Origin of the sequence: Streptomyces sp. NPDC001922, assembly GCF_042891165.1 — a bacterium.
Taxonomy (GTDB): domain Bacteria; phylum Actinomycetota; class Actinomycetes; order Streptomycetales; family Streptomycetaceae; genus Streptomyces.
The window spans coordinates 236841-249414 of sequence record NZ_JBIASV010000008.1; the positions used below are offsets into that span (position 1 = coordinate 236841).

The window sequence follows — 12574 nt, forward strand, 5'->3', positions numbered from 1 at the left end:
GCGGAGGTGAGCGGAGGGCGGCCCGCGGCGCCGGGGCGCCGAGCCGCCCGGCGTGGGCCGGAACGCAGACGACCCGCGAGCCTGTTCCCCGGCGCCCAGGGGCGCTCGGGGGCCGGTCGGACGTACCGGCAGCTCGCGGGTCGGGTGACTGCTTGGGAATAGGCCGGCTGCCACACGCGAAGGCGTGCGCGCGTCCGGCGATGCGCAGAGCGCGACGACGGACTGACTAGCCCGCAGTCACCTCACGCGTCCGGATTGCATACATCTGCCGAACCACCTCCCTTCTCGTGTACCCCACACGCTAGGCACCGCCCGGGAGCCCCACAAGCCATTTTTCACAGGCTCCTCCGGCGACTTCGCCGCGTGCCGCGCCGGTCACGGAACCGGTCCCCGGAGCGGCACGCGGTCACTGGATCCGTCCGCCGCGCAGTGCGCACCGATTTCCGGGAACACGCTGTGGGTTGCGTCACGTTCCAGTTGAATGATCGGGCGTGCAGCACATGCAGCCACGTCCAGCAGGAGGTGCCAGGTGACTGCTTCCCGGCCTTCCGGCCCCACCCGGCCGGCGCGCCCGGGCCCGGAGCGCCCGGACGACGCCGCGGACACCCCGAGCGAGGAGGACACCGCCGCGCGGAACGACCTCCCTCCGCCCGCCGACTGCGACGACTCCGACCTGCTCGCCGCCCTCCTGGAGGGGATGGACGCCGCCCTCTGCGCCTTCGACGCGGACGGGGTCGTCACCCACTGGAACCGCGAGGCCCAGCGCATCCTCGGCTGGACCGCGGAGGAGGCCGTGGGCCGCCACGGCCTCGCGGGCTGGGCGGTCCGCGAGGCGGACGCCGACGAGGTCCAGGGGCGGCTGCTCGGCGTCATGGCGGCCGAGGGCCGGCAGGTCCACGAGTTCGCCCTCGTCACCAAGGCCGGCGGCCGGGTGCTCGTCCGCACCCAGTCGGCGGGCGTCCGCGGCGCCGACGGCCGCCCCGCCGGGGTGTACTGCGCGTTCAGCGAGGTGCACGCCCAGATCGACCTGGAGCGGTCCATCGCGCTGAGCGAGGCGCTCTTCGAGGACGCGGCCTGGGGGCTGGTCCTGGTCGACGCCGATCTGCGCCCGGCCGTCGCCAACGAACAGGCCGCGCGGGCCCTGCGCACCGACCGCTCCGCCCTGCTCGGCCGGCCCCTGGGCGAGCTGCTCTCCCAGGGCGTCGAGGAGCTGGAGAGCGCCCTCCAGCACGTCCTGGCCGAGGGGGCGCCGCCCGCTCCGGCCGACGTGTGGGTGACCCTCCGGGCCGGTGCGGGCGGCGCGGAGGAGCGGCGCTGCTGGCGGTGCGGCTTCCTGCGGCTGGCGTCGCCCCTGGCGGAGGAGCCGGTCCCGCTGGGCGTCGGCTGGTTCTTCCACGACGTCACCGACGTCCGGCAGGCCGAACGGGAGAGCTCGCTGCTGCGCTTCCGCGGCAATCAGCTGCACCGCGCGGCCCGGACCGCCGCCGAGTGCGAGGACCCGCTGGAGGCGGCGACCGTCTTCCTGGACTTCGCCCTCGCGGGGTTCGCCGACCACGCCCTGCTGGACCTGGCGTCGGACGGCGAACCGGTCCGCCTCGTCCGGGCCGCCGCCACCCCCGCCGGCTCCGGCGGCCCCTGCTCACCGGTCGTGCCCGGCGGCATCCCGCTGCGGTACATCGAGGGCCACCCCGCGCTGCTGGCGGTGGAGCGCGCCGGATCGGTCCGGGCCAGCTGGCGGAACCGCGCCGGGCAGTCCCCGCGGGGCGCGGCGGGGGCCGGGAGCGGTACGGACCGTGGACCGGCCGGACCGACGGCGGCCGGGGTCGGCGCTGCGAGCGCCGAACCCGCCGCCGGGGCCGGCGACCAGGCGCGGCAGTGGGCCGCGGCGCGGCAGTGGCCGGAGGACTCGGTGCACGCGCTCTGCGTCGTGCTGCGCAGCCGCGGCCGGACGCTGGGCGTGGCGACGTTCCTGCGGGCGGGCGGCCGGAACGCCTTCGAGCGCACGGACGCCTCGTACGCGGAGGACGTCGCCTGCCGGGTGGGGGGAGCCCTGGACCTCGCCGAACAGCTGGACCGCCGGGGCCGGGGCCGGGCCTGATCCGGACCGGCCTTGCGCTGACCCGAGCCGACCTTGCGCTGATCCGAGTCGGCCCTGCGCTGACCCGGACCGGCCTGCGCCGACCGGCAGGGACCCCGCCCTGGTCCGAACGGCGGGCTCTACGGGTGCCGGAAGAAGATCCGGTCCGCGTACTCGGCCAGCACCTGCCCGTTCCACTCGTGCCCGCCGTCCACATTGCCCGAGCGCAGCAGGGGCGGGGTGATCCCGCGGGCCGCCAGCTCCCCCGCGGCCGCGGCCATCACGGCCTGCAGGATCGCGCTCGTCACCACGGTGGAGGCCGGGGCGAAGGGCGCGTCGATGCCCTCGGCCGTCAGCTCCGCGTCCCCGACCGCGATCTTGCTGTCCAGGACGAGATCGCAGTGGTCCCGCAGGTGGGCACCGGAGGAGTGCCGGGACCGGGTGCCGTCCGCGTAGGCCACCGACGTCACGCCGATCACGGTGAGCCCCAGGGCGCGGGCGTTGATCGCCATCTCGACGGGCAGCGGGTTCCGCCCGGACAACGAGATGATCACCAGCAGGTCCCCGGCCCGCGCGGGACTGGTGTCCAGGACCGCGGCGGCCAGACCGTCCACGCGCTCCAGCGCGCTGCCGAGCGTGGCCGGAACGACGTCGACCCCCACCACGCCGGGCACGGAGAGCAGATTCATCAGGGCGAGCCCGCCCGCCCGGTAGACCACGTCCTGCGCGGGCAGCGAGGAGTGCCCGGCGCCGAAGGCGAAGAGCCGCCCGCCGGCGGCGACGGTGCCGGCGATCGCGGAACCGGCCGCCGCGATGGCCCCGGTCTCCTCGTACCGCACCCGTCGCAGCAGGTCGGCGGCGGCGTCGAGGAACCGGCCGGCGAGGTCCGTGCCCGCATCCGCCGCCTTGTCGTTCATGGCCGCTCAGGTCCTTTCCGCAGGAATTCCACAGGTCCGTACCCGGTGGCGCGGATCACGTTGGGGCCCGCGGCGGCCGACTGTCAATACCGCGAGGGGCGGACGGGCCCCGGTTGTCGGTGGGATGCGTCAGAATTGAAGTCAGGGCCACGCACGTAGAGATCGAGGGGCACGCATGTCGGGACTCATCGACACCACGGAGATGTATCTCCGCACCATTCTGGAGCTGGAAGAAGAAGGCGTGGTCCCCATGCGCGCCCGGATCGCCGAGCGGCTCGACCAGAGCGGCCCGACGGTCAGCCAGACCGTGGCGCGCATGGAGCGTGACGGCCTGGTCACCGTGGCCGGGGACCGCCACCTGGAGCTGACCGACGAGGGCCGCCGGCTGGCGACCCGCGTGATGCGCAAGCACCGGCTCGCCGAGTGTCTGCTCGTCGACGTGATCGGCCTGGAGTGGGAGCAGGTGCACGCCGAGGCCTGCCGCTGGGAGCACGTGATGAGCGAGGCGGTGGAGCGCCGCGTGCTCGAGCTGCTCCGGCACCCCACCGAGTCGCCGTACGGGAACCCGATTCCGGGCCTGGAGGAGCTGGGGGAGAAGGCCGAGGCCGACCCGTTCCTCGACGAGAGCATGGTCAGCCTGATGGACCTCGACCCCGGGGCGGACGGCACCACCGCGGTGGTGCGCCGGATCGGCGAGCCCATCCAGACGGACGCGCAGCTGATGTACACGCTCCGCCGGGCCGGTGTGCAGCCGGGCGCGGTGGTGAGCGTGACGGAGGCGGCGGGCGGAGTCCTGGTCGGCAGCAGCGGTGAGGCCGCGGAGCTGCACTCGGACATCGCCTCGCACGTCTTCGTCGCCAAGCGCTGACGCCGCCCGCGGCATCGTCTTGTCGGTGCCGGGGCCATGTATCGGCGTCGTGTTCCGACGCGACGCCGCGAACTGCCGCCCTCCGGGCGGCTTTTCGCGTTCGGGGGCCCGCGTCGCAGTGGAGCCGGGTCCTGCCCCGGTTCCTGTTCGGGGCGTTGGGTCCTGGTCGAGGCGCTGCCCTGCGTCAATGGCCCTGCATCAATGGTCCTGCGCCCATGGCCCTGTACCCGTTGCCCTGTACCCGTTACCCAGTGCCAGTCGCCCCGGTTACCACCTGCCCGGCATCGGCTGCCCTCCGACAGGGGCGCCTCGCGTCCGTCGGTTCCGCCCCCGCACCGTGAGTGCCGCTGTCCCGGGCGTCCGGCAGAGCGGGGTGCCGTGGGGCCGTCCTCGCTCCGACTGCCGCTCCGTCGGGCGCGGTTGGTACGGGCGGCATGTCGGGCGTGCGGCGGGGAGTGCGGTCGGCCGGACTTCTCCGGTTTCCCGGAAGATGGCTCCGGAATGGCAGCGATCCGCTCCGGCTCGTGCGACGCTGTCGCTGAGGCATATGGCACGGGGGCTTTCACGGCCGTCCGACGGGGCGGCCGGCAGGCAGGGGAGGGGGCTGCGATGGCCGTACGGAGCGGGGGCGGAAGATTCGGGAGCGAGGGCCCCGGTGCGCTGTGCAACCGGGGCCCTGCCTCCCCATGTCCCCCCGTGGTGACCCGGAGCCCCGAGCTCTCAGGGTCGTTCCCCGCGGACCCCCTTCCCCGAAGGGTCCGCCTCCCGGTAGCTGTCTCCCCTCGGCGCGGAGCACCAACCCTTGAGTGCAGTCACTCAAAAGTGGGGTGTTGCGTTCCAGAACCACCCAATCGAATGGGGGTTCGATAATGTGGCCGTGTTCCACCCCGCACTCGGGTACGTATGTGAGGACTCAGCAGCTGACGACGCGGAGCGGCCGGAAGGATTGGGGGTGCCAGGACACATGGTGCGGCGCATCGATGTGACCGGAGCCGACGGCGTGCGGCTCGCCGCCTGGGAGTACGGCGATCCGCCGAAGGGGGGCCGGGACGACGCGAAGGCCCCCGGCATCCTTTTACTGCACGGCCTGATGGGCCGCGCCGCGCACTGGGCGGGTACCGCCCGGTGGCTCTCCGGCCGGTACCGGGCGATCGGTCTCGACCAGCGAGGACACGGGCGCAGTGACAAGCCCGCCGACGGGCCGTACACCCGCGAGGCGTATGTGGCCGACGCCGCGGCCGCCATCGAGCAACTGGACCTCGCCCCCGTCACGCTGATCGGCCACTCCATGGGTGCCCTGACGGCCTGGCAGCTGGCCGCCCGCCGCCCCGATCTGGTGCGGGCGCTCGTCGTCTGTGACATGCGGGCCTCGGCGCTCGGGGCGCAGTCGCAGCGGGAGTGGGAGGAGTGGTTCAGGACCTGGCCGCTGCCGTTCGCGACGCTCCGCGACGTCCGCCGGTGGTTCGGCGAGGACGACCCCACGCTGGAGCGGCCGCGCCCGTCCCGCGGCGAGTTCTACGCCGAGGTGATGGCCGAGCGGGCCGACGGCTGGCGCCCGGTGTTCTCCCGGCGGCAGATGCTGATGTCCCGTGAGACCTGGGTGTACGACGCCCACTGGGAGGAGCTGGCCCTCGTCCAGTGCCCCGCGCTGGTCGTGCGCGGGGTCGACGGCGAGCTGGGGCGCGCGGAGGCCCAGGAGATGGTCCGCGTGCTGCCCCGCGGGGAGTACGCGGAGGTCCCGGACGCCGGTCACCTGGTCCACTACGACCGGCCCGACGACTGGCGCGCCGCGATCGAGCCATTCCTGGAGGCGGCACTCCCGGCCTAGTGGTGGAGCCGGTCAGCCGGACCACAGCCTCGCCGCCGGACCCCGGACCCCGGACCCCGGACCCCGGACCCCGGACCCCGGACCCCGGACCCCGGACGGTCACCCGGCGTGGTCACCGTCATCGGGCAGGTGCCGGACGCTGCTCTCCGCGGTGTCGTGGACGCGCGAGTTCCGGACATCTCACTCCGCGGACAAGGGCCCGCGGACTGCGGGCGGTGCCGCAGCCGCGTGGTTCCTGTGCCCTTTCCCCTACGGTCCGTGGCCGGGTGGTGCCGGTCGCGCAGTCTCCGTCCGCCCGTCCTGTCCGCTCGTCCCCCCCGTCCGCCCAGGCCCGTCCCGTGGGCCTCGTCCGGCCCGGTCCCGTCCGCTGGAGGCTCATCCGTGGTCGGCCGGGTCGCCACCGCCGTCCTCCTCGTCACCGGCCCCGGGCCGTACCGGCGATCGCCCCCAGCCCCTGCCGGTGACCGCCCCCCAGCCCCTGCCGGCGATCGCCGCGCAGCCAGCCTGGTTCGCTGGCCGGGCCGTGTGATGCCATAGGCTCCGTGACACTCGGGCGGCGCGAGGGGGCGGGCGTCGGCCGGCACACGCCGTAACCCCGTGGGCGCCCACGGCCGCACCGGCCCGCGCCGCATACTCCGCACCGACCCGCCCGGTCGCCCTCACCGACCGAAGCCGCTTCCCGCCGGGAGGGACCCGCAATGCCGCCGACACTGGCCGCCAGCGCCCTGGACCAGGCCACCCACTGGATCCTCACCTCGCTGCTGGTCCTCGTCACCGTCGGCGTGTTCTTCACCGGGATCTCCGTGGGCGCCCGCCGCCTGCTCGGCATCCGGATCGGCGCCCTGCGCACGCTCATGGCCTGCGCCGTGGGCATGACCACCTTCCAGCTGTTCAACCGCTCCCTCGCCGACACCGACAGCCGCGCCGCCCTCTCCACCGTCTCGGTCACCGTCTCCCTGCTGGCCGCGATGGCCGTTCTGGTCGTGGTCGAGATCGCGGTCCCCTCGGGGAGCTGGCCGCGCCCCGTGCAGTGGGCCCGCGCCGTGCGCCGCCGGCTCTCCCGCGCCCGCCGCTACTCGCAGATCAGCCGCATCTTCATGCGCCACGGCCTGGGCCGGTACGTCCGCGGGCGGGCCAGCGTCGACCGTGCCGCCCACGCCGACGAGGCGGGCCGGGAGGCGGCCCGTTCCCTCCGCCTCGCGCTGGAGGAGTGCGGCGGGACGTTCATCAAGCTCGGCCAAGTCCTCTCCACCCGCCGCGACTTGCTGCCCCCGCACATCGTCGACGAGCTCAGCCGGCTGCAGAGCGACGTGCCGCCGGCGCCCTGGCGCGAGGTGGAGACCGTCCTGCGGGAGGAGTTGGGCGCCTCGGTGGACGAGGTCTTCGCCGACTTCGACCACGAGCCGCTCGCCGCCGCGTCCATCGCCCAGGTGCACCGGGCCACCCTCCGCGACGGCTCCACCGTGGTGGTCAAGGTGCAGCGGCCCGGCATCCGCGAGTCCGTCGAACGCGACCTCGACATCGTGCTCGCCATGGCGCAGGGCCTGCACGTCCGGGCCCGCGCCGTTCAGGGGCTGGGCCTGCGGGACCTGGCGGACGGGTTCGCCGTCGCCGTCCGCGAGGAACTGGACTTCCGCACCGAGGCGCGCAACGCCGACGCGGTCGCCGCGGCCTGCGACGGGCGCGCCCCGGACGCCCCCGTCCGGGTACCGGCGGTGCACCACGAGCTGTCCACGGCGCGGGTCATGGTGCAGGAGTGGCTGGACGGGGTGACGCTGGACCGGGCCGGCGCGGACGCCGACGCCCGCGGCCTGGACCGGGACGCGCTCGCCCGTACCGTGCTGGCCGCCATGCTGCGGCAGATCATGCGCGACGGCGTGTTCCACGCGGACCCGCACCCCGGCAACATGCTGCTGCTCGCCGACGGCGGCATCGGGAAGGGCCGGATCGGGCTGCTCGACTTCGGCTCGGTGGGCAGGATCGACGCCACGGTGCGGGACGCCATCCAGTACCTGCTGCTGGCCGTCGACCGGGGCGACCCGGCCGGTATGTGCGACGCGCTGCTGGAACTCCTCGGCCCGCGCCCGGACACCCACGACGCGCCCGCCCTCGACGCCCTGGTGCTGGAGCGGGAGCTGGGCCGGTTCATGGCCCGCCATCTCGGCCCGTCGAGCCGGCCGGACGCGGAGATGTTCACCGCGCTGTTCCAACTGCTCACCCGCTTCGGCCTGACCGTGCCGCCGGAGGTCGCGGCGGTCTTCCGCGCCCTGGCCACTCTGGAGGGCACGCTCAGCCGGCTCTCGCCGGGGTTCGAGCTGGTGGAGGAGGCCCGGCGGGTGGCCACGGCGCTGGTCACCGACCGGCTGTCCGTCGGACCGGCGGGCCGTCTCGCGGCGTACGCCGGCCGCAGCTACGCTCGCTGGGCGGGCTCCTCGGAGCACGGCTCCGCGGACCCGGCGGGCGCCGATCCGGTGGACGGCGCGGCCCTGGCCCGTACCGTCGCCCAGGAGCTGCTGCCGCTGCTCCCGATGCTCCGCCGGCTGCCGCGCCGCGCGGAACGCGTCAGCGCCTCGCTGGAACAGGGCCGGCTCTCCGCGCGGGTACGGCTGCTGGCCGACGAACGCGACCGGCGCTTCGTCTCCGGCCTGGTCCACCAGCTCCTGGTCACCCTGCTCGCGGCGGGCACCGGCCTGATGGCCGTGCTGATGCTGGTCCTGGGCACGGGCGAAGGGCCGCGCGTCACCAAGCACTTGGAGCTCTACCCGCTGCTCGGCTACAACCTGCTCGCGGTGAGCGCGGTCCTCACGCTGCGCGTGCTCTACGCGGCGATGCGCCGGGCGCCGTAGCGGGCCGGTGGGCGGCGGGGGCCCCGGGCCCGGGGCGGGTCACCGGGCAACCCCTCAGGCCCCTTCCGCGGCCCTCTCCGCGGCGCCGTCCGCGGCCCCTTCTGCCGCCCCGTCCGCGTCCCCATCCGCGGCCAGCGCGTCACGGGCGTCCATCAGCGCGAAGCCGAGCAGGTTCAGGCCACGCCACCGGGCGGGGTCCTGCGCTCGCTCGTCGTCGGCCGCCAGTCCGATGCCCCACACCGGGTCGACCGGGCTGGCCTCGACCAGGATGCGGTGCTGCGTCCCGAGGAGAAAGGCCCGCAGGTCCGGACGGTGCGCGAACTTGGCGACGCTGCCCCGCACGACCAGTTCGTACCGGTGCTCCCGCCAGTGCTCCTCGTCGAAGCCGCGCACCGAGCGCCCGACCGTCTTGGCCTCGTGGGGATGGCCGGCCAGCAGGACGCGTTCCAGGGCCTCGTCGTCACCGAACAGCCGCGCCTTGCCCGCCATCATCCAGTGCTCGGCGGTGGGGTAGCGCACGCCGTCCACCGTGAACGGCGCATGCCACCACTGGCTGAGACAACTTGAGCCGACGGTCCCGTCGCGCCGGGGGTGGTGCCCCCAGAAGCACACGTACTTCAGCCGAGGACCGAGCCGGGCGGCCTCCACCACCTCGGCCACCGAACGGGGTCTGCCCGCCATGAAATTGCCTGCCTCCCTGGGAACGCCGTCCCCCACCGGGCCGACGCGCATCACTGACGGCGCGCCGCTGTCCGTCGTCCGCTGTCCGTCGATCATTAATACTGCAACCGCATCTGGGGATTGTGGCCGCGGCATTTGCAGTGGGAGCGGCGGGCGCGGGCTTGGCTGCGTCTGCGGAAGTGTGACCAGTGCAGATGGTGTTCGTTGGTGTGGTGGTGGGGCGTGATGACGACGTGCCCGATCAACCTGCGGATCTCCGGGACGCTCAAGGGAACCCTTCGCGTAGCACCGAACACGACGACGGCGGCGGGGACGGCTTGCTCGCCGTCTCCCTGCCGCCGCGATCGTTGGGGATGACCGATCAGCGGTCGTTCTCCCAGTAAGCGCTGCTGTTGGGGCCCTTGGCCCAGAATCCGAAGGAGACGCCGTTGTTCTCGTCCAGGTTGTACTTCGCGCCGTCCGCGGCGCGATGCGTCTTGCACGTGCCGGCGCCCGTCGTGACCGACATGCCGTACGAGGAGCCGCTGTAGCCGTCCTCGCCGACCTCAAGCTCGGCGGAATAGCCGTCCTTCTTGGTGTCGCACAGTTTGACGATGTCGCCGCGCTCCTGAACGTACACGCGCACGCCGGACGAGCCGGAAATGTTGGGGCCGAAGCTGTGGTCCCAGCCGGCCGCGGAGGCGCCGCCCGCGGTCATCGCGAGGGCGGCGGAGGCCAGCGCGGTCGCGCCGACGAGCATGCGGCCGATTCGAAGCTTCACAGGATTGCTCCTTGCGTGAGGAGAAATGCGGACTTGGTGGTGCGGTGCACCGCTGGGCGGAAATTCACTCGCACACGGGATGCATTCGGATGGATCCCGCCTGGCATTACGGACGCCCCTTGGTCGACTCAAGGGCCGCCCGATGCGGATTCTCCGGCCACAGGCCGTGCCAGGCAGAAATGATCATGCCACTCATGCGAGAAGGAGAGTCACGGGGGGCCCGTGGGGACGACGTCGGGTTTATGGCCTTTTCCTCATGAGTGAAGCTGGTGATTTCCGGTTGAGGAGAGGCATTTCGGGCGCGCTGCCGCGTACTCGTTCGTGACCCAGCCGTCGTCGGACTGGCACAGGACGGTGGCTGATCCAAACGAAAGACCTTAGTACTGCAACCGACGGCCACTCGGGGGCCGGTGGTCCACTGCTTTACGGCGGCGGTCCGCTCTGCGGCAGGCTCGGCTTTCCGGCAGCTCGGCTGCGGCAGGGGTCCGCGGATGTCCGGTGATGCAGGATGTCCGGTGATCCTCGGGGATCGCTGAAGGCGTGTCCTCAGGCCTCGGACTCGACGGTCAGGGTGCCGACGATGTCGTCGGCCATCCGTTCCACGATGTCGCTCACCCCGGGGTAGGTCCAGGAGACGAGCATGATCACCGCGCTGTCGCTCCCCGGAGGCACTACACCGTAGGTGATGGTCTCCATGAGCACCCGCTCACTGTCCGGTCCGCTGTCGCCGGCGGCGAAGTTCTGTCGGCCGGACCGCTTCCCCCAGGGGCACATGGGCGTGGGTGATGTCCGGGGCGCCGAAGTCGTCGGTGCTGAAGCGCTCGGCGATCCAGTCGAGGGTGGTGCGGGCGACGGTGTCGTCGGGGTGGATGAAGTCCACCTCCAGGAGTGCAGCAGCCGGTAGTCGCTGGGCGGTGCGGCGGCACCCGTGTCCGTACGTCTGTCGGTGTCGGTGTCGCTCATGACGTCGCTTCCTGACCGGGGGCCGGACGGTCGAGCCGGAGACGGCTGTTCCACTGGTGGGCCAGGCCCGGACCCGAATAGCAGCACAGCCCTGCTGTTGCGAGAACCATGGTGAGGGCGCCGGATACCGGGTGGGTGTCGACAGAGAGCAGGCCGGAGAGGACGGTCAGCAAGCCGAACAGCGAGAGCGGAAGCGAGCTCGCGTCACCGAGGACGGCGCGCACGAAGTCCGATTCACTCCGGGCCGTCTTCCCATCGAGCGGTCCCAGGGAGTCGACGTCTGCTCGTGCGAGGGACCGGACCGACGGCCAGCCGTCAGCGCCCTCGGTTGCCTCAACGACACGGTCTTCGACAACCAGGTCCGCAGCCGTACCGAGCTCAGTCCATCGGGCTTCGCCATCGGGCCCTCCGAACCAGGACGGCCATGGCAGAGCTGCGCGCAGCCTCCCGTCCCGGGTCCGCATTTCGACACCCACCGGGGGCCCGCCGTGCACGGCACGGATCCGCACCAGCCGCTTCGGAGCCTGCGGGCCCTTCCGGGGCAGCCAGCGCTCACGCCCCAATGAATCGACGAGGACGATGTCGGATGGTTGGACTCGGATCGCAGCGGTCGCGCAGAAGCGCCGTGTGGCGCCGGCTCCAGGGGCCGGGGACGGAGTGAGGACCGTTTCGGCGGCGGGCAGCCCTTCCCGCTCGCCCCGCCGTGCGGCCAGCCGCAAGGCCACGTCGGAGATCGGAGAGATGACGAATGCGGTTGCCGCAACCACGTTCAACCACGGCGCGCTGTCCTTCCAGGCGACCGCGCAGAGGAGGAACGCCAGCCAACTGAACACCGTCGTGCCGCGGAGAACGGAGTGCCAGACCGGGAGCAGGCGGCCGAAGTACGGGTCTGTGCCGGGCCCTCGCGTCGAGTTGCTGAGCAAGGGATCATCGAGACGTGTCACCGTCTCGAGGGGAATTCTCGCCTTTTTCAGGAGCGCGGTCATGCCCGTCAGTTCCAGAAGAGCTGCACCCTCGTTCGGACGGGACCCCGGAGACGGGGCTTCCGGGAGCCATTCCACCAGCGGGACCCGAAGAATGCGCCGCCCCTCATCGTTCTGGAACTCCAGCACTCCCCACTGCCCCGCAGGAGGCATGCGCTTCATGGCTTCAGCGCCGAAGAGATTGACGTGGACAGCGCGCGCAATGCCTCCCTTTCCGGTCGGATAGCGCGTAACGCTGCCGTCGGGCTGCCGGAACGCCAGTGCTCCGTCGTCCCAGTAGATCCGGGAGTTCCGTACGACATTGAGGTTGGGGGTGCGCTGTGCGCATGGGCGCAGCGCAGGCTCCGGTACCTGGGACGCCAGGTGGGGAACGAGTGTTCCGCTCATGACTCCATCCATTCCCTGTCGTGGTGGCGTCTTTCAGCCCGAGCGCGTCCCCGGCCCCGGCCTTGTCCGCGCCGTCGAGGGCCGTGGCGAAGCCCGTGGATCCGGCCCAGATACGTGTCTGGGACTGAAATCCCTTGAGGCCTTCCTTGACGAGATCGTCATTGCGCGCTGCGCTGTCGATTCCGTCGATCTCCGCTTTGAGGGAACTCAGGCCGGAATCCTTCACGTTGAACCTTGCGCCGCTCCACGCCTCAGAGCGAGTTG

The 12574-nt window shown here is 72.7% G+C and carries 10 protein-coding genes; 4 read left to right on the forward strand and 6 right to left on the reverse strand.

All coding sequences use genetic code 11. From position 1 onward, the window contains the following. The first annotated feature begins 529 nt into the window (after window positions 1–529). On the forward strand, window positions 530–2098 hold the full coding sequence (locus ACFYYR_RS16930) for a PAS domain-containing protein (protein ID WP_388853118.1): 1569 nt from the start codon (window positions 530–532) through the stop codon (window positions 2096–2098). 119 nt (window positions 2099–2217) lie between these two features. Here ACFYYR_RS16930 and ACFYYR_RS16935 read toward each other — a convergent pair whose 3' ends face one another. Next, on the reverse strand, window positions 2218–2994 hold the full coding sequence (locus ACFYYR_RS16935; RefSeq protein ID WP_388853121.1) for an SIS domain-containing protein: 777 nt from the start codon (window positions 2992–2994) through the stop codon (window positions 2218–2220). Window positions 2995–3169: 175 nt separating this feature from the next. Between ACFYYR_RS16935 and ACFYYR_RS16940 the strand changes: the two genes are divergently transcribed. The 3 genes from ACFYYR_RS16940 (at window position 3170) to ACFYYR_RS16950 (ending at window position 8536) form a co-directional block, all read left to right on the forward strand. After that, on the forward strand, window positions 3170–3862 hold the full coding sequence (locus tag ACFYYR_RS16940) for an iron dependent repressor, metal binding and dimerization domain protein (RefSeq protein WP_388853124.1): 693 nt from the start codon (window positions 3170–3172) through the stop codon (window positions 3860–3862). A gap of 964 nt (window positions 3863–4826) precedes the next feature. Beyond that, window positions 4827–5690 (forward strand): alpha/beta fold hydrolase, encoded by an 864-nt coding sequence (locus tag ACFYYR_RS16945; protein WP_388853560.1) that lies wholly within the window; start codon window positions 4827–4829, stop codon window positions 5688–5690. 698 nt (window positions 5691–6388) lie between these two features. After that, a complete protein-coding gene (locus ACFYYR_RS16950; RefSeq protein ID WP_388853127.1) occupies window positions 6389–8536 on the forward strand; it encodes an ABC1 kinase family protein in 2148 nt (715 codons plus the stop codon). A gap of 54 nt (window positions 8537–8590) precedes the next feature. Here ACFYYR_RS16950 and ACFYYR_RS16955 read toward each other — a convergent pair whose 3' ends face one another. The 5 genes from ACFYYR_RS16955 to ACFYYR_RS16975 all read right to left on the reverse strand — a co-directional run bounded on the left by ACFYYR_RS16955 (window position 8591) and on the right by ACFYYR_RS16975 (window position 12310). Beyond that, the gene (locus ACFYYR_RS16955) at window positions 8591–9217 is read right to left on the reverse strand and encodes an NADAR family protein (RefSeq protein ID WP_388853129.1); all 627 of its coding nucleotides are present in this window, start codon (window positions 9215–9217) and stop codon (window positions 8591–8593) included. A 361-nt stretch (window positions 9218–9578) separates the two neighbouring features. Further along, window positions 9579–9977 (reverse strand): hypothetical protein, encoded by a 399-nt coding sequence (locus ACFYYR_RS16960; protein WP_388853132.1) that lies wholly within the window; start codon window positions 9975–9977, stop codon window positions 9579–9581. A 546-nt stretch (window positions 9978–10523) separates the two neighbouring features. After that, window positions 10524–10673: a hypothetical protein gene (locus ACFYYR_RS16965; protein WP_388853135.1), complete on the reverse strand. Its 150-nt coding sequence runs from the start codon at window positions 10671–10673 to the stop codon at window positions 10524–10526. A 10-nt stretch (window positions 10674–10683) separates the two neighbouring features. Further along, complete coding sequence (locus ACFYYR_RS16970) at window positions 10684–10857, reverse strand: hypothetical protein (RefSeq protein WP_388853138.1); 174 nt, start codon at window positions 10855–10857, stop codon at window positions 10684–10686. Window positions 10858–10936: 79 nt separating this feature from the next. Next, complete coding sequence (locus ACFYYR_RS16975) at window positions 10937–12310, reverse strand: hypothetical protein (RefSeq protein ID WP_388853141.1); 1374 nt, start codon at window positions 12308–12310, stop codon at window positions 10937–10939. Window positions 12311–12574: the final 264 nt, after the last annotated feature.